This is a genomic window from Arsenophonus endosymbiont of Aleurodicus floccissimus, assembly GCF_900343025.1.
Taxonomy (GTDB): Bacteria; Pseudomonadota; Gammaproteobacteria; order Enterobacterales; family Enterobacteriaceae; genus Arsenophonus.
The window spans coordinates 86831-110868 of sequence record NZ_OUND01000005.1 but is presented as its reverse complement, the minus strand read 5'-3'; the positions used below and the strand labels follow the sequence as shown (position 1 = coordinate 110868).

The 24038-nt window shown below is 34.6% G+C and carries 21 protein-coding genes, 1 tRNA gene and 3 pseudogenes; 12 read left to right on the top strand and 13 right to left on the bottom strand.

Going from position 1 to position 24038, the window contains the following annotated elements:
- Positions 1 to 163: 163 nt before the first annotated feature.
- The 5 genes and pseudogenes from ARADI_RS18890 to ARADI_RS14045 all read left to right on the top strand — a co-directional run bounded on the left by ARADI_RS18890 (position 164) and on the right by ARADI_RS14045 (position 4462).
- The gene (locus ARADI_RS18890; protein ID WP_238149494.1) at positions 164 to 583 is read left to right on the top strand and encodes a phosphoethanolamine transferase domain-containing protein; all 420 of its coding nucleotides are present in this window, start codon (positions 164 to 166) and stop codon (positions 581 to 583) included.
- A gap of 31 nt (positions 584 to 614) precedes the next feature.
- Positions 615 to 1223: pseudogene (locus ARADI_RS21265) on the top strand (sulfatase-like hydrolase/transferase).
- A complete protein-coding gene (locus tag ARADI_RS18875) occupies positions 1204 to 1680 on the top strand; it encodes a sulfatase-like hydrolase/transferase (protein WP_238149491.1) in 477 nt (158 codons plus the stop codon). Before ARADI_RS21265 ends, ARADI_RS18875 begins: the two are co-directional and overlap by 20 nt.
- 664 nt (positions 1681 to 2344) lie before the next feature.
- Positions 2345 to 3640, top strand: coding sequence for a dicarboxylate/amino acid:cation symporter (locus tag ARADI_RS14050; protein ID WP_119712426.1), 1296 nt, complete (start codon positions 2345 to 2347; stop codon positions 3638 to 3640).
- Between the two features lie 369 nt (positions 3641 to 4009).
- Positions 4010 to 4462, top strand: a complete 453-nt coding sequence (locus ARADI_RS14045; RefSeq protein WP_119712425.1) for an ABC transporter permease — start codon at positions 4010 to 4012, stop codon at positions 4460 to 4462.
- A gap of 608 nt (positions 4463 to 5070) precedes the next feature.
- On the opposite strand, the gene ARADI_RS14040 is transcribed toward ARADI_RS14045, so the two are convergent.
- The 3 genes from ARADI_RS14040 to ARADI_RS14030 all read right to left on the bottom strand — a co-directional run bounded on the left by ARADI_RS14040 (position 5071) and on the right by ARADI_RS14030 (position 7167).
- The gene (locus ARADI_RS14040; RefSeq protein WP_238149490.1) at positions 5071 to 6039 is read right to left on the bottom strand and encodes a M10 family metallopeptidase C-terminal domain-containing protein; all 969 of its coding nucleotides are present in this window, start codon (positions 6037 to 6039) and stop codon (positions 5071 to 5073) included.
- Entirely contained in the window at positions 6032 to 6436 is a 405-nt protein-coding gene (locus ARADI_RS14035) for a hypothetical protein (RefSeq protein ID WP_119712423.1), read from the bottom strand. The genes ARADI_RS14040 and ARADI_RS14035 overlap by 8 nt, the downstream gene beginning before the upstream one ends.
- Positions 6437 to 6600: 164 nt before the next feature.
- Positions 6601 to 7167 carry a hypothetical protein gene (locus tag ARADI_RS14030; protein WP_147392417.1) on the bottom strand — a complete coding sequence of 189 codons (567 nt, stop codon included), beginning with the start codon at positions 7165 to 7167 and terminating at the stop codon, positions 6601 to 6603.
- Between the two features lie 784 nt (positions 7168 to 7951).
- Here ARADI_RS14030 and ARADI_RS14025 point away from each other — a divergent pair.
- Positions 7952 to 8773, top strand: coding sequence for a hypothetical protein (locus tag ARADI_RS14025; RefSeq protein WP_119712421.1), 822 nt, complete (start codon positions 7952 to 7954; stop codon positions 8771 to 8773).
- A gap of 877 nt (positions 8774 to 9650) precedes the next feature.
- On the opposite strand, the gene ARADI_RS14020 is transcribed toward ARADI_RS14025, so the two are convergent.
- The 3 genes from ARADI_RS14020 to ARADI_RS14010 all read right to left on the bottom strand — a co-directional run bounded on the left by ARADI_RS14020 (position 9651) and on the right by ARADI_RS14010 (position 11477).
- A complete protein-coding gene (locus ARADI_RS14020; protein WP_119712420.1) occupies positions 9651 to 10184 on the bottom strand; it encodes a hypothetical protein in 534 nt (177 codons plus the stop codon).
- Complete coding sequence (locus tag ARADI_RS14015; RefSeq protein WP_182853267.1) at positions 10178 to 10828, bottom strand: hypothetical protein; 651 nt, start codon at positions 10826 to 10828, stop codon at positions 10178 to 10180. Before ARADI_RS14015 ends, ARADI_RS14020 begins: the two co-directional genes overlap by 7 nt.
- A 448-nt stretch (positions 10829 to 11276) precedes the next feature.
- Positions 11277 to 11477 (bottom strand): hypothetical protein, encoded by a 201-nt coding sequence (locus tag ARADI_RS14010; protein ID WP_119712418.1) that lies wholly within the window; start codon positions 11475 to 11477, stop codon positions 11277 to 11279.
- An 893-nt stretch (positions 11478 to 12370) separates the two neighbouring features.
- Between ARADI_RS14010 and ARADI_RS14005 the strand changes: the two are divergent.
- From ARADI_RS14005 to ARADI_RS18865, 3 genes and pseudogenes are all read left to right on the top strand, one after another.
- Positions 12371 to 13841: pseudogene (locus ARADI_RS14005) on the top strand (NAD-dependent succinate-semialdehyde dehydrogenase).
- A gap of 390 nt (positions 13842 to 14231) precedes the next feature.
- Positions 14232 to 14315: pseudogene (locus ARADI_RS18870) on the top strand (DUF5993 family protein); the annotation flags it as partial.
- 10 nt (positions 14316 to 14325) lie between these two features.
- On the top strand, positions 14326 to 14469 hold the full coding sequence (locus ARADI_RS18865) for a disulfide bond formation protein B (protein ID WP_369407037.1): 144 nt from the start codon (positions 14326 to 14328) through the stop codon (positions 14467 to 14469).
- A 649-nt stretch (positions 14470 to 15118) separates the two neighbouring features.
- Here the strand turns inward: ARADI_RS18865 and ARADI_RS21890 are convergent.
- A complete protein-coding gene (locus ARADI_RS21890) occupies positions 15119 to 15301 on the bottom strand; it encodes an asparaginase domain-containing protein (RefSeq protein WP_119712417.1) in 183 nt (60 codons plus the stop codon).
- Positions 15302 to 15611: 310 nt separating this feature from the next.
- Here ARADI_RS21890 and ARADI_RS13990 point away from each other — a divergent pair, with 310 nt between their 5' ends.
- From ARADI_RS13990 to ARADI_RS13980, 3 genes are all read left to right on the top strand, one after another.
- Positions 15612 to 15911 (top strand): hypothetical protein, encoded by a 300-nt coding sequence (locus tag ARADI_RS13990; protein WP_119712416.1) that lies wholly within the window; start codon positions 15612 to 15614, stop codon positions 15909 to 15911.
- A 79-nt stretch (positions 15912 to 15990) separates the two neighbouring features.
- Complete coding sequence (locus tag ARADI_RS13985) at positions 15991 to 16314, top strand: hypothetical protein (protein ID WP_119712415.1); 324 nt, start codon at positions 15991 to 15993, stop codon at positions 16312 to 16314.
- Between the two features lie 92 nt (positions 16315 to 16406).
- Entirely contained in the window at positions 16407 to 16610 is a 204-nt protein-coding gene (locus tag ARADI_RS13980) for a hypothetical protein (protein WP_119712414.1), read from the top strand.
- A gap of 421 nt (positions 16611 to 17031) precedes the next feature.
- Here ARADI_RS13980 and fbaA read toward each other — a convergent pair whose 3' ends face one another.
- The 6 genes from fbaA to dnaQ all read right to left on the bottom strand — a co-directional run bounded on the left by fbaA (position 17032) and on the right by dnaQ (position 23999).
- A complete protein-coding gene (gene fbaA / locus ARADI_RS13975) occupies positions 17032 to 18111 on the bottom strand; it encodes a class II fructose-bisphosphate aldolase (protein ID WP_119712413.1) in 1080 nt (359 codons plus the stop codon).
- A gap of 68 nt (positions 18112 to 18179) precedes the next feature.
- Positions 18180 to 19340, bottom strand: a complete 1161-nt coding sequence (gene pgk, locus ARADI_RS13970) for a phosphoglycerate kinase (protein WP_119712412.1) — start codon at positions 19338 to 19340, stop codon at positions 18180 to 18182.
- A gap of 76 nt (positions 19341 to 19416) precedes the next feature.
- Entirely contained in the window at positions 19417 to 20448 is a 1032-nt protein-coding gene (epd, locus tag ARADI_RS13965; RefSeq protein WP_119712411.1) for an erythrose-4-phosphate dehydrogenase, read from the bottom strand.
- A gap of 268 nt (positions 20449 to 20716) precedes the next feature.
- Positions 20717 to 22711, bottom strand: coding sequence for a transketolase (gene tkt / locus ARADI_RS13960; protein WP_119712410.1), 1995 nt, complete (start codon positions 22709 to 22711; stop codon positions 20717 to 20719).
- Positions 22712 to 23039: 328 nt separating this feature from the next.
- Positions 23040 to 23116: transfer RNA gene (locus ARADI_RS13955), tRNA-Asp, on the bottom strand.
- A 118-nt stretch (positions 23117 to 23234) separates the two neighbouring features.
- Complete coding sequence (gene dnaQ, locus ARADI_RS13950) at positions 23235 to 23999, bottom strand: DNA polymerase III subunit epsilon (protein ID WP_119712409.1); 765 nt, start codon at positions 23997 to 23999, stop codon at positions 23235 to 23237.
- Positions 24000 to 24038: the final 39 nt, after the last annotated feature.

The window sequence follows — 24038 nt, the reverse complement described above, 5'->3', positions numbered from 1 at the left end:
CCTTTATCTGGTTGCTTGTCTTTTTCCTTTATTTTTCTACAGTTATTCAAATCATTCTTGTAACAACCGGTCAAAGTAAATACCATTGGTCTGAAAGATTCCCTTTTATACAGCACTCTTTGGCTCATTCCAGCACTGTTTTTTTCTCGCCACATTAAATTGGTTGCGGCCATTTTATAGGCATTTTTCTCTGGCTATCTTCTGCCATCTCGCCTTGGCCTATTATATTGTTTATGGCCAACAGTTTTCACAAAGTGTCATGTTTATCATGTTTGAAACAAACACACATGAAGCGAGTCAATTCTTAACACAATATTTAAGTATTAAAGTTATCGCAAGCCTATTAGTTTATATACTTATCGCTATTTTTTTATGGACACGCATAAAACCTGTTCATATTTCCGTTTCAGCCAAAGTTATATTGACAATAATTATTATCGGTATTCTTTTTGGTGCCCCTTTTTACAAAAAAGTTATCAAATCAAACGGCGATCTTGATGACCTAATGCCATATTTAAATGCCAGGATGGCTTATGCTGCTCCTTGGCAATTTATTAGCGGTTATTTTCTTTATCAAAATTAGCTTACTAATATAGAAGCTATTTTAACCCACAATGCTAAAATATCCCCCTTTAAAAAATTTGATTGATAATAATGGCGCTACTCCAAGAACGTTAGTGTTAGCCATTCGTGAATCGACAAGTCGAAACCGCATGAGTTTATATGGATATGGCCGCCAAACAACACCTCAATTAAGCGCATTAAAAGCACAATACCCAAATAATTTCAAAGCGTTCACCGATGTAGTTACCTCACGCCCTTACACTATCGAAGTGTTACAACAAGCATTAACTTTTGCCGATCAATTACACCCAGAACTTTATAAAACAGCTCCTTCTTTGATCAATATGATGAAGCAAGCAGGTTATAAAATTTTCTGGATCACCAATCAATAAACCATAACTCAGCGTAATACCATGTTAACCGCATTTTCGCGCCAGACCAATAAACAATATTATCTAAACAACGATATGGCACAAAGTTCACGCCAATATGACACATCAGTATTAGCACCATTCAGTGAAGTATTAAAAGATCCAGCAGAAAAGAAATTCATCATTGTCCATCTACTTGGCACCCATATGAAATACGCCTATCGTTACCCTAAAGATGAGGGAATATTTGATAATAAAATAAGATACTATGCCCACCAATCTGGTTAAAAGTGAGCAAGCCGATTATAACGACTATGATAGCGCACAACACTTCAACGATAAGGTAGTGGCATCGCTAATTAGAGATTTTGCTGCGTCTAGTGAAAACGGTTTTTTAGTCTATTTTTCTGATCATGGAGAAGAAGTTTTTGACATACCGCCATATCATATATTAGGTCGTAATGAAGCAGCACCAATCCGCCCTATGTATGAGATCCCTTTTATTATCTGGCAATCACCCCAATGGATTAATACTCACCAACGCCATTTAGATACCATGGTAAATAGACCCTACAGTATTATGCATTTAATCCACACTTGGTCAGATTTAGCCGGGCTTGATTATGATGGATTGGATGTCACTAAAAGTGTCATTAACAAAGATTTGAAACCTTCTCACCGTTATATTGGTGATGCTTATAACAAACAACAACCACTAAAAACCTATGATCAACTAAAAAAATAGTCCTTTCATTCCATTCCTCTCACCGGGTTAATTCTCAGGGGAGACTAACACCATTAATCATAAAATTTATAGATACAGATCATATCTGATAACTAGTTCTAAACTGGCTAATTTTTAAGCAATTTGCTAGTGGTATACTTTTGTCTAAGATATCAATTAATCAATAACTAAAAAGCTAAATTATTAGTTAATAATGGCAAAAAAAAGTCGAATAGCCGCTATTACTAGAACATTTTATTAATTAAATAAACTAATAATATCAGCTTGTTAAGTCACAAAATTTAAAATTATTGATTAAATTATATGGTTTGTTCACTTTAATACTGTTATGGTTATAATTCTACACGGCAGTATTGCAGACAAAATAAAAATACTAACGTGCTTAATAATAAATAACGTAAATCATTTTTGATATAAAATTTAACATTTAATTAAATAACAAATAATCAATATAAACATTCATTTAACTTGATACTAACCATGTATCTATATCAGGATATTGTATCAATTTCGATAAAAAAAATCGATATTATTTCTTATTTTAAATACATTTATTGAACACAATTAAAGGAAAGGATAACTTAGGTAATAACCCTGAAATACTAATTCAGGGCTTTTTAAATAATATGAGATATAATACCGGCCTGACTAAAACGGAATCATTATGAAATCGAAAAGTTTAACCACTTGGATTATTGTAGGCCTGATCGCCGGGATAATAGTTGGATTTGCATTAAATTCATTCACCAATCCAGAAATAACCGCCAGCTACGCCAAAAATATTTCGATCATTACAGATATTTTTTTGCGTTTGATTAAAATGATTATTGCACCATTAATTATTTCAACCTTGATCGTCGGGATCGCCAAAATGGGTGATGCTAAAACCTTAGGACGTGTTTTCTCAAAAACGTTGTTACTGTTCATGGTAGCATCTTTCATTTCAATTACCATTGGCTTGGTTATTGTTAATATTCTTACACCAGGAGTAGGTATCAATTTCGTGGCAGATACCAATTCAACGGTGACAAATATCGAACCAACGACCTTTTTTTTCCACAATTTTATTGCCCATGCTATACCTACTAGTATCATTGATGCGATGTCGCGTAATGAGATTTTACAGATTGTAATTTTCTCAATTTTTATGGGATGCAGCTTATCTGCCATAGGTAAAAAAGGTGAACCGATTATTAAAATTCTAGATTCACTGGTTTACGTAATGTTAAAGCTGACAAGCTACGTTATGCTTTTTGCCCCTATTACTGTTTTTGCTGCTATCTCAGCCATGATTGCTGAACGCGGATTGAGTGTATTGATCAGTACTAGCATTTTTATGGGAGAATTTTACTTTACTCTAGCGTTACTCTGGCTTATCTTAATTGGGGTATCCTTGTTAATCGTTGGCCCATGCATTTTACGCTTAGTCAAAAACATCATGGAACCTGCTTTACTCGCTTTCACCACTTCAAGTTCTGAAGCGGCTTTTCCTGGTACTTTAGAAAAATTGGAACAGTTTGGTATTTCTAATAAGATTGCTAGTTTTGTTTTACCAATTGGTTATTCATTCAACCTTGTTGGTTCAATGGCTTATTGTTCATTTGCAGTTATCTTTATTGGTCAAACATGTAATATCCATTTAAGTATGGGCGAACAAATCACTATGTTGCTGATTTTGATGCTGACATCTAAAGGTATGGCTGGTATACCACGGGCATCGTTGGTCGTTATTGCAGCGACCCTAAGCCAATTTAATATTCCAGAAGCCGGCTTAATTTTATTAATGGGTATTGATCCTTTCTTGGATATGGGACGTTCAGCAACTAATGTCATGAGTAATGCCATAGGATCGGCACTGGTTGGTCGTTGGGAAGGTGAACACTATGGCGACGGTTGTCGAGGCACACCGAAAGAAAAATCTGAAAATTTTTTTACTGATAAAATCAGTTTGAAATCTTAACAATAGATAATATTCCAGCCAAATAGCACAACAAGACGCGCCTATGTATGGGCGCGGCTTATTTACTTAAGATATAATATGCTTGATTGATTTTAAGCATTTAATTAATTCAGCTTAAGAAGAATTAGCCATTTTCATTTTTAGTACCATTACTGATGGTAATTTTTTTCATTCCTCTAATTCTCATCTATGCTTAATGGATAACGGACATGAGCTACAGAGTTATACATATCAAGTTGTTATGTTGTTAAAATCTTATATCCAGTCTTATGTCTTTATCTAATAGATGTATCTATAATGTTAAAGTCTTTTTTATTGATTATACACTTATTTATGATCGTCCATGAATACAGAGAAAGGAACCTATCAATGAACAAAAAAATTCTAAGCATGCTAATCTTGGATGGTATAATAAGTGCTGTTACTGCTTGTGATGAATCACCTAAAGTAGATGATGCCATCCAACAGACCAAGGAAAGCGCTGAACAAATAAAACAGGCTGGTACTCAAAAAGCTAAACAAGTGGTTGATGATGCGAAAGAAGCTGATAAACTATCAACAAAAGCGGATCAATTAAAAGAAACAACCAAACAAAAAACATCTGAGTTGCAACAAAATATTTCCGATAAAGCCACTGAAACCACAAATGAAGCCAAAGAAAAAGCAATCCAAGTTAAAGAAGGGTTTAATTCTGAAGTACAGACATTATCTGATAAAGCAGCAGCGGCTAAAGAGGATCTAACCAATAAGGCAAACATTTTAAGTAAAAACGGCAACCATGCAACAAAATTCTCAACCACAAAAACAATAAAATTCAATTAATTTAATGAATTAAAAGAAAATATTGTTAAAAATTAATTGTAGTTAGAACCATCGAAATAAGAATAATATTGTTTTACACTTCCTTCTAACCTGATAAGGCCAGTATTTCTGGCCTCTTTTTTTAACCTGGCAAGATTGAGCATATAAAATTTATAATAATTTGAAATTAATACAGTGACATGTTGATTAAAATAGTTGCCAGATTTTTTATATCAAAAACAGTTTACCAAAATAGTATATTCGCAATGTCTTTACAGAGAGCCCAAATTGGCGGTAATAGCTGCGACATAAATAGCATGATATTTTCACTAGTCATAATAAACTATTAGATAAATATTGAATTAACAGAAAAATAAAAAATTCAGTTTTATATTTTTTAAAACAAATAGTTATCAGAGTATTTATTTTACTACTGTTTATATAGGTAACAGCTAAGCAAATAAAAACTGATTCGATTTTACTAAATTAATTAGCTTAATCAGAAATGAGTTAATATCATCAGAAAAATATTTTCATTCAATATCAACGGTTTACAAAAATAAAATCCAAGCTAATCATTTTTTCTTGTTAATAATACTAAGGTTTTTAACTTAAGGGCGCTAATATAACTACCATAAAATAATATCGGTATCTGGTTTAAAGGAACCTAAAATATCTAGCATAAAATCTCCTTCTGAAAAATTATCCCCTTTAATAAAAATACGATGGATATTATCCGAATAATTCATTACTTCAATTTTTCCAACATTATTGCTAAAGTGTTCAACAATATACTTACTATCTCTATTTTGTACCTTATTGCTAATTTTCATAGAGGCGAGATTTATTTTATCAATTCCATCCTGAAAGCCCATAATCAAATCATACGCTAAGGGTGTAGACTCTTTAGCAGAATGATATACAAAACAATCTTTTTCGATAATTTCATAATTGTTAACAATGGTTCGCCGATCAAATCTTTGCTGCGTAATCGGCTGTGCGGCCTGCTGTTGAGTCTCAGATTGGTCAGCTTCTCTTTCTATTATTCCAACGGCATTGGCTGGATCAAATAAAATTATCTCACGCTCAATAGATTGCAGCTGTTGTGAACTTAAAGTGCCAAAATTAAGCTTCTTTACTCCAATACTTTCAATGGCCCGAGTAAACCGAATGGATTCCGGATTTACGCCATCCCCCCAAAGTCGATCAGCACCAAGTCCGCCATAAATAATATAAGTGCCAGCTCCGCCTTTAATATGATTATCTGCATCATTACCAACAATAACATCATTGCCTTTACCGCCGATAACATTTTCAATGATCACTCCAGCAGCAATTGAAAAATTTGCTTTTAAGCCACCAACATCGGAAAACTCTCCACTCTTCAAATTTATTCGTTGGTTTTGATAATATCCTGAAAAATCTAAAGTATCATTTCCTCCAGCATCCCATATACAGCAAACAAGACCTATACGGGCATCATTGGTTGAATAGTAATCTCTGTCAGCATTAGAATTAAAACCATAGATTGTATCCCCAGTCTGAGTATTCATATTCGGCCCATACAACCTCTGGAAAGCACTTATATCATCAATCAAGGGAGCCCGCTGCATAAAGTTTTTGAAAATAAGCACCAGTGGCATTTTCAGGCCAATGACTCATTACACTAAATTGGCGGGAATTTTCCTTATAACGAGCATCAAATAGATAAGTTATTTTGACGCCTTCTTTTGCATTATATTCACCCGGATGAGATAAACCTAAGGAATGACCACTCTCATTCGTAAAAGTATGTCGGCCATAATTGCCATTCTCTGGATATAAATTTTCTGAGTGATTCTGAACATTAAACCAGCATTGTCCTGCAAGAACACCAGAATTAGGTAAATAAGCGAAAGCTTGACCTTTCGGTTTGTTAAAATTACCAAAATCAAGATTTGTTTGGCTATCTGGCGTTGATTTATAGGTAAAAGTAATATAGCGACATCGGCCCAAGATTGTAATGCTAGTAATATTTGCTGCTGTTGCTGTTCGCTAAGACCTACCACCTTATTTGAACCAGGGGCATTCGCCTGCCCCCAGTCATAAAAAGAGTAAGTTATTTCAGCACTTCGACCAAGAATATTTTTGCCATTCCAGGTTGAGTTTTCTCGCGATATTTACTCTGCAGCTTTAGCAATATTATAAGAAGGTTTATTATTGATTCCATAACTATAACCCCTTATTGCGTAATCATTCATTAGCTCAACAATTTGTTTTGACTCTTGTGAACGAGGTAAAAATAATGCTTCCTGTGGGGTTACTGCTGTCTGCGATGGTGTGGGTGTTCTGTCTATTATTAACGTATAGTCAAAATCTACATTTGAACCCGGCATCTTAATTTTTACATGCGAAATTGGCGACGTAGTTGATGGATGCGCAGTTGATGTTGGATGCGATGATGTCGGTACCGTATTTGTTAAGTTATAGCTTAAATTTACCCCTGTATCAGGCATCTTAATCGTTACATGTGAAGTCGGCGACATGGTTGTGCCATGCGAAGCTGACAACGGCAATGTGCGCTCGCTAGCCGTTAATGCGGTTGAGCTAGCAGCAGGATTAACCGCTGAAGCCTGAGCTGAAGTAGGTAATATATGTCGAGTATCTGATTGATTAGAATTATTATAATATGTGTATAACTTTCCACCATAACCCCTCCGACTTTTAAATGTTAATTTTGTTAACAAATTATAAAAGTTTATTATATTCTTTGATTTTTACAAATTCACCACCAAATATTTGCTCATTTTAAAATATCACTAGATTCGCTATTAATAGCTAAAATTTAGTAACTTTCATGTAAGGGTTTTAAATATTTTGATAAATATCTTTTAATAGCATCAAAATGGAGTTTAATATTGAATTATCAAATTATTAGACCATTTATAAAATAACAATCAGATTAAAATTAACTTAAAAATCTATAGAAAAAACCACCTACCCTATGCTTATCAGATATAAAGAAATCAGACTATTATTTAGATAAATAAAGTCTGAGTTATCCTTTTAATTAATCATATCGTTGCAAGTTCAATTTTGTATGCAATCAGTAAAATTATCTTTGTCTTTGCTAATGATCATCTTTTGCAACTAATGATTTAATAAAAGATAACTAATCCTTTAGCAATTTAAAAAAGCAGTATCTCGGGCAATACATGATAACTAATAGATTATTCCATAGAAAAAACAAAAAATAGCAAAAACCGTTCAGACCAATCAGTTACCAAATACACTACAACCAAAAGAGCCTAGTCAGCTTATTGAAACAGCAATTAATCATCAAGCAAAAAAGCTTAACGAATTAATTTCAACAATAGAAAAAGACTTTCCATTAATATCAAAAAAGTGTTAGTTCTTGACATCAAGGCATCTGTGCTCAATAATGAATATAGGCAACTAGTTAATCTAGCCATAAATGAAAAAATTATTGCAAGCGAAGCAAAGCGTTCATCAGTCGAAAATAACCAGTAAATGGAAGAAACTGATAGCGATAAAGAGAGAAAAAGATTCGTCAATATTGGAGTGAATACTTTGCACTATCGAAGAGAAGAAAAAAACATCGGAATCAGAGCATACATGTACAATATTATTGTATTTATCGCATTATTCTATTATAAATCTAGTACTAAAAGCTATGGTTTAGAAAATACCTATGAGTTTCCTTTTCATAAAAATAAATTAATTAAAGAAGTTAATTCCTCAGATGTATACATACTTCCAGATAGAAGAATCGTTGCTTATTATGGTAATTTTAACTCAAGAAAAATGGGAGTATTAGGTGAGTATTCCCCTTTAGTAATGTGGAGTAAATTAAAAAATGAAGCCACAGAATGGAATGCAACCGACCCAACAACACCAGCGATAATGGCTTTGCACTATATAGCGATCATTGCCAGCAATAATCCAGGCTACGATGGTGAATACATTAATAGAATGAACAAATACCAAATAGAAAAGGCGATTTCAATCGCAGGTATGGAAAAAGACACCATTTTATTTTTAGACATCCAACCCGGATTAAGTAATTTAAGGAATGAGGTTATAGGACTTAGTGCTTATTTAAAAATGCCAAATGTTCATTTAGGTATAGATCCAGAATTTACGATGCACAATGGAAATATACCAGGTAAAGTAATAGGATCAATATCTTATGTTGATATCAATTATATTATTGATTATTTATCAAACCTGGTTGAACAGTTTAATTTACCTCCTAAAGTTTTAATTATTCATCGGTTTACCAAAAGAATGGTCATTGATTTTGAAAAAGTGAAGAATTCGAAAAACGTCTAAGTTGTTTTAAATATGGATGGGTTTTGGTTCTCCTTTGATAAAAAAATTTAAATACAGCCAACTTATATCTTCAGAATACAGTATTAAATATTCAGGCATAAAAATGATTTAATCTCGCCTCCTCATCGGCTCCTTTCTAAGAAAGAAATTCTTAGTTTAAAACCAAAACCTTTATATATACAATATCAATAATACCCACTCGAACTTTAACGTAAATAGAAGAAAGCAACTAACCTGCGATGGACTAAAATGTTAACAAAAATATTATTTTTGTTTAAAAAACAATTCCGCTTATATAACCTCTCTGCCAAATATTTTGCTAATTTTTATCAGATAGCAATACAACACTTTTTTATAATACTGCCTTGGCACATAAAATATTTTTCATAAATTCTATTTTTAAACTGTTTTAGTGATAAATACTGTCAAATTCATCCGGATTATTTAAAAGCTTTAGCCTGGCTAATAATCAACGAAATAATTTGCAGACACTTGACAAACATTGTTCATCTATTAAATCATATTGTTAAAATCATTTTACTATTTCTTTCTAAAATTTCCCAAATTGGGATGTGTTTAACATAAGTACAATCATGTTTAGCTTAATTTCTATAAAATCGAGATATATAATAGAATTAAGATTATTATTTAATATATTGCTATATAGAATATTATTCCTCTAATTTAATAATATATATCAATAAGTAAATAAAGCTAAACATGTGTCTGATTATATATTCATACTTAGCTCAGTCGATGATTTAGCCGCTAATCCATTTATGATATTATTATAAGCATCATATCTCAGAGATTTACCTTTATTTTTCATTTGCTTAATAAAATAATAGTTATGATATTGCGTGTAAATAGCTTTTGCTTATTCATCATGCTGGATGAGTTTTTGCAAATCATTCCAATTAAAAGTTTTATCAGAAATACCATCTTGATGTTTTAGTGCTTGTTTAATTGTTTCGTTTTCACTTGCTAGTTTTAAAAGATCTTGCACACTAAATTCTAATACTTTTTCTTTTGTCTTGCTTGATAGAGATATATTATAACTTTCTTTTACATACTCCAATCTAGACATTAAAATATAATGTCCTTGTTGTTTGTCTAATTTATTTTCCAAACGGTCAATGCTATATTCACCATCGTCAAGCATCTTCTTTATTATTTTTAGATCATCTGATAGTAAAGAGGTACGTTGTCGAATAAAATACTTACCAGGTTGTTTTATAAATTGTTTTTGGCTACTTATTATTCTATCAAGTAATTTATTTGCTTTAGAATCAACTTGTTGATGCAATTTTTCTACCGTTAGTTGAATATTACCTTTATTTGCTTTATCGATCGTCTTTTGAATTAATGAGAGTAATTTTGCTTCTGCTAAAACTTTTTGCTGCTTCACCATTGTATTGGTTTTGCCGCTTTAACAACCGTTTTAAAGGTATCAATCGTTGTTACAGGTGCTTGTGTTGCTTGATTTGTGCCAGTAGATTTTTCAGTTGTATGTTTCGCCAACTCATCGAAATTTAATCTTTTATCCGCTATATCTTGAGCATCTCTAGCACCTAAATATTTTCCTTCTTGCACCCTAGTTCTTGTACGAGTATAAGATCCATAAATAATAGCTGGCGCCGGAACAAAACCTACCGCGCTACCAATTCCAGTAATTGCACTTAATGAACTTAATACCATCCCTGCCTGGCCAACAGCAGTGACAATACCATACTCTATTCTTTGCTTATAGTTATAATGTATTTTACGGTCAGCTATTTCTTTTAATTGTGCAATATTTTCTTTAATAATATCTAGTTGCTGGTTCTTTTCTAATAAAGAACGATCTTCTCGTAGTAACGTATCCCGCTGGTGTCCAGAAATGGTTTGCGAAATTCCATACCCAGTCATCATGATCTGTGCTGGCAAAAGCAGAATATTACTGGCCATTCCTGCTAAATCACTGACGGCTTCTGCTCCACTGATTCCTTGGGACATCACTAGATCTGCAATTGATTTCGCAGACAATCCAACCATTCCACCCGTCATTAAACTCATTGCCGCTGCTTGTAATGGAGAAGAATTACAGTCAATTTTTACTACCAGTACTTATTGTTGCATACGTTGATATTCGGTAGCCATATAAAGTGTCTTGCGGTAGAATTACCTTGTGATTGTTCTTGCAAATACTTCCAAGTAGTACACAGTTGCTGTAAATTTTCGATATTTTCTTTTTCACTTCCACCTTGTAACCAATTAATCCAAACATCAAAAAAAATGGTTCAATTTTTTCTTCAAAAAGCTTCTTATTGACATCATCTTTAGCAAAATTTTGTTGTAATATTTTTAATATTTCTTGTTTTTTTCCTTAATATCATTCATAAATGTAGTATAAAAAACTTTCTACTGATTCATCAAAAGCGCCTTTTGCACCTATTCCAACCAAAGGAATAGCTGTTAGTAATATACTTAACGATAATAATGACTGATGAAATTGTGGTAAAATTTATCCAGTCGCTCCGGTAAATTCATCAATTCCATCAATAGAACGCAAATAGTTATATGCTGACTCTGCTATTTTATTACAAAAAGTTTTTGTATTACTTAATATATTTTTTTGTTTATCTAAATCCCCTGACTGCACAAGAATAGATGGTATCGAATCATTATTTATATTTTGATTAGAATTACTAACATTACTTATCATAGAAGAAAAAGGTGATTAACTTATATCATTTTTAGGTTCTGATATTTTTTCCAAACAATTAGTAGGGTTAATAGAATTAGAGAAAAAGGTAGAGGAGACAGAAAACATATAATGTTCTTTACATCGCTTTAAATGATATTGATAAACAATATCATTTAAAATATCAATTTTTTTGGTCTTGGTGGTAAATTTTTATTACTAACTTTTGGCTCTATCACATTAATAATAAAAAATTTATTTTTGCTAGAATGGAATGATTGTTGGTAACTAAAGCATAAAAAAATTTTTTACATAATAGAAAATAGCAAAAAATTTCCTTAACAAATCAAATAACGATTTGTTAAATGTATATTGTGCCTTTAATTACATATTCAGAGATGTCTAATAATTATTAGAATTGAATTATTATTTACTTCATTAAGTATTAAAACTAAATGATATTAAAAATTTTTTATGAATAACAACAATAATAATCGATTTTCTAGCAAACTATTATTTGATAAACCTGAATAAAATTAAGTTATGATAGAGTTTATTTTTTACAGTAACTAATTAAATTCTGTTATTTTATTACATTAACACTAGCGGTTGAGTAAAAGTTACGCTCCTATTTCTTAAGCGACTAATCGATAAAATTGGCCTACCGATACAAAATTATTCCCCACTTTATCATCATTTTTTTCAATAAAATTTATTTTATTTGTTCAGAAGTTATTATTATATTTTTAGGATCAAAATCTATCCTAATAATGGTGATGACTAACATTTGCGCAGATTTAAATCAGCTAGCAATTGTTCTTTTTTTATTTTTGTAACAGTTAGCCTCAATTGAAAATCAAATTAAAGATAAAATATCGAATGGTATACCATCCATAAATTTAGGAGAAAAATCAATGGAAAATAATCTCATTAATTCTCCCCTTTTCCGTCAACAAGCCTATATTAACGGTCAATAGGGCGATGCTGATAAGCATTCAACATTTAATGTTATCAATCCTACTAATGGTGATTTAATTGCTAAAGTTAGTCAGTTAGGCAAAATCGAAACACAAAAAGCGATCGATGCCGCTGACAATGCATTACCCGCATGGCGTGCAATGAGCGTAAAGCAATGCAGTCAGATTTTAAATAAATAGTTTTATCTGATTATGGAAAATCAGACAGCCTTAGCAGAAATATTGAGCCTGGAGTAAGGTAAATGCCATAGCGAAGCAATGGGTGAAATAAATTATTGCGCTAGTTTTATCCAATGGTTTGCGGAAGAAGGAAAGCGAACTTATGGTGAAACAATTACTTCTCCTGTCGCTGATTGCCGAATAATGACCATCAAACAAGCGGTTGGTCTCGTAGCTGCCATTACGCCATGGAATTTTCCCAATGCCATGATCACAAGAAAAGTTGCCCCTGGCTGCTGGCTGTACCGTTATTCTAAAACCCGCGGCTGAAACACCTCTATCAACTTTAGCATTAGCAGTACTGGCTGTGAGAAAGCAGGTATTTCTGCTGGTGTTTTAAATATTGTACCCAGTACCGATGCAAAAACAGTTGGTTCGGTTATGACAGAAAGCCCGATAGTCCCCAAATTAACCTTCACTGGTTCAACGCAAGTGGGGAAATTGTTAATGCCGCAGTGTGCTAATATAGTCAAAAAGATCTCATTAGAGTTAGGCGGCAATGCACCTTTTATTGTTTTTGATGATGCTGATTTAGAAGCGGCTGTTCAAGGTATATTAGCAGCAAAATTCCGCAATAGTGGGCAGACTTGCGTTTGTGCTAATCGTATCTTGGTTCAAGCAACTATATATGACGAATTCGCAAAACGACTTAGTGAAGCTGTAAAAACTCTGCGCGTAGGGCCAGCAAGTCAAAAAGATGCCCAACTAGGACCGTTAATTAATCAGCAAACCATCGACAAAGTAAAACAACATATTGCGGATGCTATCGCACATGTGGCACACCTGTTAACCGGCGGCAATGTTGCCTCACAAGGAAAATTATTCTTTTAACCAACGATATTGACTGATGTAAATAACCAAATGAAAGTCGCTAAAGAAGAGACATTTGGCCCATTAGCACCATTATTTAAATTTACTGACGAATCAGAAGCAATTCAGTTAGCTCATGAAACCGAATTTGGCTTAGCTGCCTATTTTTATTCACACGATATTAGCCGTATCTATCGAGTTGCTGAAACATTGGAAACAGGTATGATTGGCATTAATAAAAGACTCATCTCTAATGAAATGGCGTCTTTTGGTGGTATTAAACCAATCAGGACTCGGGCGCGAAGGCTCCCATTATGGTATCGATGAATTTTTAGAAAAAAAATATCTTTGTTTTGGCAATATTAAAACGACTACATAATTTAACTTAATGAAATTTTAATAATTTTTATAAAGAATGAAAATTTGAAGGTAATGTTAACCTGATAAAATTAGTTGCATTGACCCTCTGTGTTTTAAAATTCTATAAAATTTTAATTTAACACTAGATGATCTTGTATTGAATTGCTTTTTACTAAAAAATGCCGTTTATTAACAACTTTTGACAACAATTATTTAACACCTATAATTTATAATTAAAAATATCACTTTAATATATCATTATAAAATATATTATTTATATTGATAATATTATTGTGCATATAAAATCAAATAGTTAATGTTATGCTAATAGGATCTTATGATGTTTTTACCTTTTTTCATCGCTTTTCTGGTCACTATCTTACTTATTCTCAAATAGAGAAAACTAAGTTATATCCTTTTATTAATGCTATTTATTATAACTATCTTATTATTTAAATATCATACAAGCGATAATATCAACCTATCGTTTTAGTTAGAGAATTATGATGAAAACACTATCTTCAACAAAAGTTATTTCTAATCTGAATGTTCTAGTGCTATTAGGAATATCTGTAACATTAATCGTTGCATTCTATTATCAAATTATATTACATGAAATACCCTGCCCACTATGCTTATTACAATGAGTGGGTATTATAATGATGATAGGTATCGGTTTTCTATTTAATCTTATCTTTGGTATTAATCAGTGTCATTATAGTATAATTATTCTTAGTTCTATCACCACATGTATTACGGGCAACCCGCCAAGTATTAATTCATATTCTACCAGGTGATCCAGGATATTATTCCACAGTATTCGGTTTGCATCTTTATACTTGGTCGCTAATTTTCTACTTAGCTATCATTGCTATCATTCTGTTCGTTTGCGTATTAATGTTATTCAATAGCGCTGAAATACAAGTAGCAAAATCGCCTGCCAGAGAAACAGCGATTTATCTATTTGTGTTTCTAATACTCGCTAACCTTATATCCACAATATTGGAGATGTTGGCTAACACAATGTGTTGATAACCTAACATTTTATAAATTATTAAATTAAAAATCTAATTTATTATTAATTGAAAATTCGCAGTTATAGTATAAATTTTAGACAGTTGAAAATATCTGCCCTAAAATGTCTATTAAATCGTTTTTAAAAATAAAAAATATTCGTTGTGTTTACATCGATTAAACAGATATTTAATGCGGTTTGCTATTGCCTACGCTCACGCTAACAAAGCCCTATCTTCATCACGCCCTGGGCATCAAGGATGTATTATATTCATATGAGTATCACCTTGCCTGATGTTGTCTGGTGACGCGACCGTCACGATTGCGTCGTGCAAGTGCCGGCGCGTCAGAAATAAATGCAGTCACCGGACACATCGCATCCACCAACACAACAGCTTTCTCACCTTTTACCGTCAAGTTTAGTAAATAGGCGATTTCCTCATTAGTGTCGCTACCATGGGTTATTCTAAATTAAAAATCTTGTTTTGTTAGCAACGGCAAATTAGGCAAAAAACACATTGGCTAAACATACTGCAGGGAGCCTCTATAGAATTTATATGTCGCCACTCCATTAATCTGGATGATACCCACTTAAGTCTTATTAATAATAACAACGGCAATTTAGGAACCTGCGTCAATAAAGTAGCTAACTATCTGATCAAATTTGGATTACTACAATAATTATTTTTCTTCTATTCTTGATTCTTGATTCTTGATTCTTAATTCTTAATTCTTGATTCTTGATTTATATTCTATTTTTTATGGAGTTCGTGACGTGTTTCCAATAAGTAATTTATCAACGGTTGCTCATGTTGCTTTACCCAATAAAAATGATCCACCCAACATGCTGTTACAGCAATTAATATCATCTTCTGCTCATATTCAAAGAGAAACTCGCTTGCTTTCTAACGGACTAACTGCTCGCGATAATTTTTCGTTACTATTTCAGGTTGTCCTCGATCCCGTAAATGAACAACCTGAAATAAATGGATTTCATCCTTCACATGACTTTAATTCCTTATACCCAATGATTGCAAAACGAGAAGAAACAACCATTCATCACAGGAAATTATGATGAAATTGTGCGATATGTATCCCGCAATCAAGCCTATGCGGTTTTTGCTATTACCAGGCTTGGATAACCAGCGGTTTCATTGAAACAGAATTTTGACGATCCTGATACTAGTGCTATAGCGTTGCTATTTTCTATAACAGGTAGTTTAGAAAGAGCAATAAGTTTTGATGAAACACACATCTTAGGCCAGGTAGATCCAGAACGGGTGGTTTTATTGCATGCACCGTATAGTAATCTTAATACTTTACAACCAGAAATGGTAGAAAATCTTTCACGAACTTATCAACAAGTACTAAATAAATATATGAATTCCTCTAACCACAGTACCTTTGATATCTGGTTCAGTCTCTATCCTCAATATGAGGCTTTATCTTCATATTTTATAGGAAATCAACTTACATAACGGCAGATAAATCATGGTAATTTAAAAAAAAAGTCGAGTCCGGTAATATTCCTCATAATTCACTCACTGAAAATATTCATCTAGCTCACACGATGGAAAATGGAGAAAAAATAAGATTAGTAACCCCTAAGATATTAAAAGAGATAGTGTTATTAGGAGCAAAAGGGATCGCAAAGGCCGGTGGACTAGCAGGGATCAGTGAACAATATAAGGTGAATTTAAGAACGTTAAATAATTACCTTGATAAAAATGGCATGCTCACGATGCGGGGGATGCGTTTTTTGGAAACCCGCTAGCATGTCAGTAAAAGTTGCTCTCTTATTTTTAGCTGGCTAACAGATAAAATCGGTTGCCAGCAACAAATCTTTCTTTTCAGATATTGAAGCTGCTCCTAGTTTAACTTATGTATCAATTCGATATCTGTAAGCAAAGTTTGAGTACAATGCAATTATTTAAATACCAGCATAGCTGGTATTCGTCGCTTGATATGTCGATGTTCTATTTTACCCGAATGGTTAATTATTTATTCTATCTATCAGTAATATCTTTAACCGTATAATATTTTATTAGTTTTGATAAAATTGATATCTCACTTATCCCAAAAACATCTTTTCTTATCAAAATAGGCAGTAGATAAAGAGAGAACTTACGTCGGATAATAAAAAACCCTATGTTGAACCACAAGGTTGAGAACTAGGAAAATAAAATAGCGTTTAATTACAGCATATTGATAAAATTTAACTCTTTATATGCAAGTTCTAAACGCTCAATCATAGAAGTCTGACCCGCACGCAGCCAAACACGAGGGTCATAATATTTTTTATTAGGTTTATCTTCACCTTCTGGATTACCCAGCTGGCTTTGTAAATAGCCTTCATTTTTCTTATAATAATTCAAAATCCCTTCCCAGGTCGCCCACTGAGTGTCAGTATCAATATTTATTTTTACCACACCATAACTGACTGCTTCTTTAATTTCTTCAGCAGTAGAGCCTGAACCTCCATGGAAAACAAAATTCAGATTATTTTCAGTTGGCAAATTAAATTTCTGCGCAACGTATTGTTGTGAGTTCTGTAGAATTTTTGGTGTTAATTGAACGTTGCCTGGCTTATAAATACCATGCACATTGCCGAAAGATGCCGCAATAGTAAATCGATGACTAATGTTACTCAATTGCTCATAAGCATAAGCGACATCTTCAGGCTGTGTATAAAGCGATGAGCTATTTAAGCCAGTGTTATCGACACCATCTTCCTCACCACCAGTGCAACCTAGCTCAATTTCTAATGTCATGCCCATTTTGCTCATTCGTTGCAAATATTGAGAACAAATTTCAATATTTTCCGCCAATGACTCTTCAGACAAATCGATCATATGGGATGAAAACAGTGGCTTACCGGTGGTTTTATAATATTCCTCGCCAGCATCTAGCAAGCCATCAATCCATGGTAGTAGTTTACGTGCACAATGATCAGTATGTAAAATAACAGCGACACCATAATGTTTTGCCATTTGATGCACATGATGAGCACCTGATATTGCGCCTAAAATCGCAGCTTGCTGGCCTTCTGCTTTTAGACCTTTACCGGCGATAAACGCAGCACCACCGTTAGAAAATTGGACAATTACCGGAGAACGAACTTTAGCCGCGGTTTCCAAAACAGCATTAATCGAATCTGTACCGACACAATTGACTGCCGGCAACGCAAATTTATGTCCTTTTACAACGGCAAAAACTTTTTGCACGTCATCACCGGTAATAACACCTGGTTTTACAAAATCAAAAATCTTAGACATGAGATAAAATCCTATTATTGGACAGGTGAACGGTGAACGGTACTACCTGTCATTTTCTTCAGATATAATTACTGTTTTGCTCGTTCTTCTAACACAACAACTGCAAGTAATTTTTTACCTTCCACAAATTCAAGAAAAGCACCACCGCCAGTAGAAATATAAGAAATTTTATCCGCAATACCAAACAGATCAATCGCCGCTAATGTATCACCACCGCCTGCAATAGAAAAAGCTTCACTTTCTGCAATCGCTTGAGCAATCACTGCGGTGCCGTGGCGAAAATTAGGGAACTCGAAAACCCCAACCGGGCCATTCCATAAAATCGTTTTTGCTTTTTTAAGAATACCGGCCAAACGTTCAGCCGTTTCATCGCCTAAGTCCAAAATCTGCTCATCATCTTTAACATCATTGACAGATTTCATTACCGCTTCGGCTGTTTCAGAAAATTCAGTCGCCACACGAACATCAGTAGGTACAGGAATATCGCAAGTAGATAATAATTTTTCTGCTTCTGGGATCAAGTCATCTTCATATAAAGAAGGGCCGACTTTATGACCTTCAGCAGCGATAAAAGTATTGGCAATACCCCCTCCCACAATAATTTGGTCGGCAATTTTTGCTAAAGAATCCAAGACAGTTAATTTAGTCAAAACTTTTGAACCGCCAACGATTGCAACCATTGGGCGAGCAGGCTCTTTCAATGCTTTACCTAATGCGTCCAACTCAGCAAATAACAGCGGCCCTGCGCATGCTATCGGCGCAAATTTTGCCACACCATGGGTTGATGCCTGAGCACGGTGCGCCGTACCAAATGCATCCATTACATAAATGTCACAAAGTGCAGCATATTGCTTAGATAAGTTTTCATCATCCTTTTTTTCACCCCGGTTGAAGCGTACATTTTCAAGAACCACCAGCTCGCCATTAGCAACTTCAACTCCATTTAAATAATCTTTTATTAAACGAACAGGATAGTCGAGCTTATCTGCTAAATAGTCTACAACGGGTTTCAATGAAAATTCCTCATTATACTCACCTTCAATCGGGCGACCTAAATGAGACGTTACCATTACCTTTGCGCCTTGCTTTAAAGCGGTTTCAGTCGGTAAAGAAGCACGAATCCGTGCATCAGACGTAACTTTGCCATCTTTGACAGGAACGTTTAGGTCAGCCCGGATGAATACTTTTTTACCCGCTAGATCTAAATCGGTCATCTTAATTACAGACATGGTGAATCCTCTCGTTGATTCGCTAAATTATTAATCTTCTGCTGTGTATGGAAAGCAATATTCCCCATACTGTCTGTCAGCAGATAGATTTGTTGAAACCAGTAGCAACCATTGCTAATGTCGTATCAAGCATGCGATTGGCAAAACCCCACTCATTATCGCACCAAACTAAAATCTTAATTAGGTGTTGCCCACTAACTCGTGTTTGCGTACCATCTACAATAGCACTATGTGGGTCATGATTAAAATCTGTTGATACTAACGGCAGTTCAATATAATCAACTATACCACAAAATGCGCCTTCTGCTGCTTGTTGCAACAGCTGATTAACTTTAGCTACCGTTACTTTAGATCTTACCGTCACATTGAGGTCGATCGCCGTTACATTGATAGTTGGTACACGAACCGATATCGCTTCAAAATGATCTTTGAATTTTGGAAATATTCGTGTGATCCCAGCAGCCAATTTGGTATCAACAGGAATAATAGATTGGCTAGCGGCGCGTGTACGACGTAGATCTTGATGATAAGCATCAATAACCGGCTGATCATTCATAGCAGCGTGAATCGTTGTCACTATACCAGACTCAATATCCAAAGCATCATCTAATATTTTAATCACAGGAATAATACAATTTGTGGTACAAGATGCGTTTGATACCAGTTGATCACTATTTTTCAAACTAGTTTCATTGACCCCATAAACAATAGTTGCATCAAGATCAGTACTTCCCGGATGAGAAAATAGCACCTTTTTTGCACCACTTGATAAATGCGCAGAACCATCAGCTTTTGAACCATAAATACCGGTACAATCGAGTACTACATCAATATCCAATGCTCGCCATGGTAGTTTTTCAATCTCAGATTGATGAAAAAGATGAATACTGTCATTACCTACAACTAACAAATCATTATTCAAGCGCACATCATAGGCAAATCGGCCATGACTCGAATCATACTTTAATAAATGTGCTATTCCTTCCGAAGTAGCAATTTCATTAATTGCAACAATAGCAATTTGAGCTCGGTGATCTGATTCATAAAGCGCTCTTAATATGCTACGCCCTATTCGCCCAAAACCATTAATTGCCACTCTAACTACCATACTCTTCCTTCAATATAACAACTGATTTGTTAATGGTTAAGAATACCTATAATTACAGCTTTTGTACTGAGGATTTTTGTCGTCAATCATAAAAAGTGTGCTTTTGATCAATAAATCTAGCAATTTTGCCAAAATGAAACGTTTCAGCTTAATTTAAACCGGCTACAACATAAAAAAAGATCACAATAGTGCATGATCATCTGCTGAAATAAAAAGAGCGTATCTAATCATATAAAGCTGCTCAATAAGCTCATATCATTTTCATCAATTACGGCAATAAAGCTTTAGCCTTCTCAATCACATTTTCCACACTAAAACCAAACTCTTTAAATAAAACCTCTACCGGTGCTGACTCACCAAAAGTATGCATACCAACAACCCCACCGGTTGTACCAACATATTTGTACCAATAATCGGCAATACCCGCCTCAATAGCCAATCGTGCAGTAACTGAAGAGGGTAATACAGATTCACGATAAGCGGCGTCCTGTTTATCAAAAGTATCCGTTGATGGCATAGAAACCACTCGTACTTGATAGCCTTCGGCAGTCAATTTTTCATAAGCGTTAACCGCTAATCCAACCTCAGAGCCAGTTGCAATCAAAATAAGCGTGGGTGTTTTTTCGCTATCTTTGAGCACATAAGCCCCTTTAATAATGTTGGCTAACTGTTCAGTATCACGTGGTTGCTGTTCAAGATTTTGACGGGAAAAAATCAACGCACTTGGCCCGTCATTACGCTCAATCGCATACTGCCAGGCAATGGCCGATTCAACCTGATCACAAGGACGCCAAGCACTTATATTAGGCGTCAGGCGCAAACTGTCTAATTGCTCAACAGGTTGATGGGTTGGACCATCCTCACCCAGACCAATAGAATCATGAGTATAAACAAAAATACTACGAATTTTCATTAACGCAGCCATGCGTACTGCATTACGTGCATACTCAACAAACATTAAAAAGGTTGCACCATAAGGTATAAAACCACCATGCAAGGCAATACCATTCATAATAGCCGACATACCAAATTCACGTACACCATAGTGAATATAATTACCTGCGGGAGAGTCTTTTATTGACTTAGATGCTGACCACATAGTTAAATTACTGGGAGCTAAATCAGCGGAGCCGCCTAAAAGTTCAGGCAATACCTTACCGAAAACCTCCAACGTATTTTGTGAGGCTTTACGGCTGGCAATATTAGCAGGATTGCGTTGTAATTCCGCAACCAAATTATTTGCAACAGCTTGCCAATTAGTCGGTAATTCACCTTTGCTGCGACGGATAAATTCATCGGCAAGTTGCGGGAAAGCGCGTTGATACTCGGCAAATTTTTCACGCCAGCTAGCTTCTTTTTGCTGACCAATTTCGCGGGCATCCCAAGCTTGATAAATATCTGCTGGTATTTCAAAAGGTGGATATAACCAATCTAGTGCCGCCCGGGTTTCAGCGATCTCAGTTTCACCTAATGGTGAACCATGCGCTTCTTCGGAACCAGCCTTATTTGGCGAACCATAACCAATTATCGTTTTGCAGATTAATAGAGAAGGTTTATCGGTAACCTTACGGGCTTGCTCTATTGCTGACTTGATTTGTTCAGGATCATGTCCATCAATACCCTTGATAACATGCCAATGATAAGCGGCAAAGCGTTCAGCAGTATTATCTGTAAACCAACCTTCCACCTCACCATCGATTGAAATGCCGTTATCATCATAAAAGGCAATCAGTTTACCTAATTTCAATGTTCCAGCCAGTGAACAAGCTTCATGCGAAATGCCTTCCATCATGCAACCATCACCCATAAATAGATAGGTGTAATGATCAACAATAGTATGGTCTGGACGATTAAATTGAGCAGCTAACGTTCGTTCGGCAATAGCAAACCCTACGGCATTTGCAATTCCTTGTCCCAGTGGACCAGTCGTGGTTTCAACACCTGGCGTATAACCATATTCGGGGTGTCCCGGTGTTTTGGAATGAAGTTGGCGAAAATTTTTTAATTCTTTTATCGGTAAATCATAACCGGTAAGATGCAGCAAGCTATAAAGTAGCATAGAACCATGGCCATTAGATAATACAAAACGGTCACGATCTACCCAGTCAGGATCAGCAGGATTATGATCCAGATAGTCACGCCAGAGTACTTCAGCAATATCTGCCATTCCCATTGGCGCACCTGGATGCCCTGACTTTGCTTTCTGTACTGCATCCATACTGAGGAAACGGATAGCATTAGCAAGGATTTTACGAGTGATCATTGTTTACTCCAAATCGAATAAATAGCAAATTTCATACTGATTTTCTAAAGGTCGTTTTGCCATCTTAACAGTTAAAATCTAATCTAAGTATCTGCCCTAAATAATCAGCGGTAACAAAATTTTAATCAATAGCAAAAGAATTAAAAATAAGTGAATGAAACAATAATAACAATAACTTGTTTATACTATAACGAAAATCAAAACACTAATATCATAATTTTTTCTAAGCAAAAAGGCTGTGAGATTGGATATGATTTTCTGGAAAAAGAATGTTTATTATCTTAAAATACAGAAAACCCCGAGGCTTATACTCAGGGTTTTATAATATTGGCGGTGCGGACGGGACTTGAACCCGCGACCCCCGGCGTGACAGGCCGGTATTCTAACCAACTGAACTACCGCACCACAGTATAATCGATTTAAGAACGGCACTGATATTACGAATCAGCAATCTATACGTCAATATTTTTTTTAAAAAAAAATACCTATTTGCGCATTTTTTTAGCTAAAAGTGTGACATTGATTAATGTTTAACCTGATCCTCTTCGCAATCATCGGAACGCCAAAGTGAAATCTTTCCACTTTTCTTTTCAATCAAATCCAGTTTCGCTTCATGGCCAGTAATTTCTTCTTGATTAGCATAAATTACGGTTAATCCCATTGCTGAGCGTTCTATTCGTTTAATATCATCGGTATAAATTTCACTACCTAGCTCTGAATCAACTGAAAAAACTAACGAGGTTTGTCCTCCCGTCATTGCCATATAGACTTCGGCCAAGATCTCTGCATCGAGCAATGCGCCGTGGAGTGTACGCTTTGAATTATCGATATGATAGCGATCACATAAAGCATCAAGATTATTCCGTTTTCCCGGAAACAGCTTTCTGGCCAATACCAAGCTATCAGTGATCTGACAAAAGTTTGCTGTCGGTGGAATATCTCTATTTAACTTAGAAAATTCATAATCCATAAACCCAATATCAAAAGGGGCATTGTGGATGACTAACTCAGCGCCGCGAATAAAATCTAAAAATTCGTCCGCTATTTCAGCAAAAGTTGGTTTATCTTGCAAAAACTCATCACTAATCCCATGAACTTCGAAAGCTTCAGGATCAACTAATCGTGCTGGTTTTATATAAACATGGAAATGACGACCAGTTAAGCGGCGATTAATCACTTCTACCGCGCCAATTTCAATAATATTATGTCCTTCATAATGGATCCCTAGCTTATTCATACCAGTAGTTTCCGTATCAAGAACAATTTGTCGTGTAATCACTGTGCTCATAGTGCCTTTTTATGTCAGACTTAGGGTTATAAATCACGA

Coding starts and splice junctions, on each gene's coding strand:
- ARADI_RS14010 (WP_119712418.1), bottom strand. CDS start 11,477: ATGATAAGTAATGTTAGTAATTCTAATCAAAATATAAATAATGATTCG.
- tkt (WP_119712410.1), bottom strand. CDS start 22,711: ATGATCACTCGTAAAATCCTTGCTAATGCTATCCGTTTCCTCAGTATG.
- ARADI_RS18875 (WP_238149491.1), top strand. CDS start 1,204: ATGCCCACCAATCTGGTTAAAAGTGAGCAAGCCGATTATAACGACTAT.
- ARADI_RS13980 (WP_119712414.1), top strand. CDS start 16,407: ATGGAAAATGGAGAAAAAATAAGATTAGTAACCCCTAAGATATTAAAA.
- ARADI_RS14045 (WP_119712425.1), top strand. CDS start 4,010: ATGAACAAAAAAATTCTAAGCATGCTAATCTTGGATGGTATAATAAGT.
- ARADI_RS14025 (WP_119712421.1), top strand. CDS start 7,952: ATGGAAGAAACTGATAGCGATAAAGAGAGAAAAAGATTCGTCAATATT.
- ARADI_RS14050 (WP_119712426.1), top strand. CDS start 2,345: ATGAAATCGAAAAGTTTAACCACTTGGATTATTGTAGGCCTGATCGCC.
- ARADI_RS14020 (WP_119712420.1), bottom strand. CDS start 10,184: ATGGTGAAGCAGCAAAAAGTTTTAGCAGAAGCAAAATTACTCTCATTA.
- fbaA (WP_119712413.1), bottom strand. CDS start 18,111: ATGTCTAAGATTTTTGATTTTGTAAAACCAGGTGTTATTACCGGTGAT.
- epd (WP_119712411.1), bottom strand. CDS start 20,448: ATGGTAGTTAGAGTGGCAATTAATGGTTTTGGGCGAATAGGGCGTAGC.
- ARADI_RS14015 (WP_182853267.1), bottom strand. CDS start 10,828: ATGAGTTTAATGACGGGTGGAATGGTTGGATTGTCTGCGAAATCAATT.
- pgk (WP_119712412.1), bottom strand. CDS start 19,340: ATGTCTGTAATTAAGATGACCGATTTAGATCTAGCGGGTAAAAAAGTA.
- ARADI_RS18865 (WP_369407037.1), top strand. CDS start 14,326: ATGATGAAAACACTATCTTCAACAAAAGTTATTTCTAATCTGAATGTT.
- dnaQ (WP_119712409.1), bottom strand. CDS start 23,999: ATGAGCACAGTGATTACACGACAAATTGTTCTTGATACGGAAACTACT.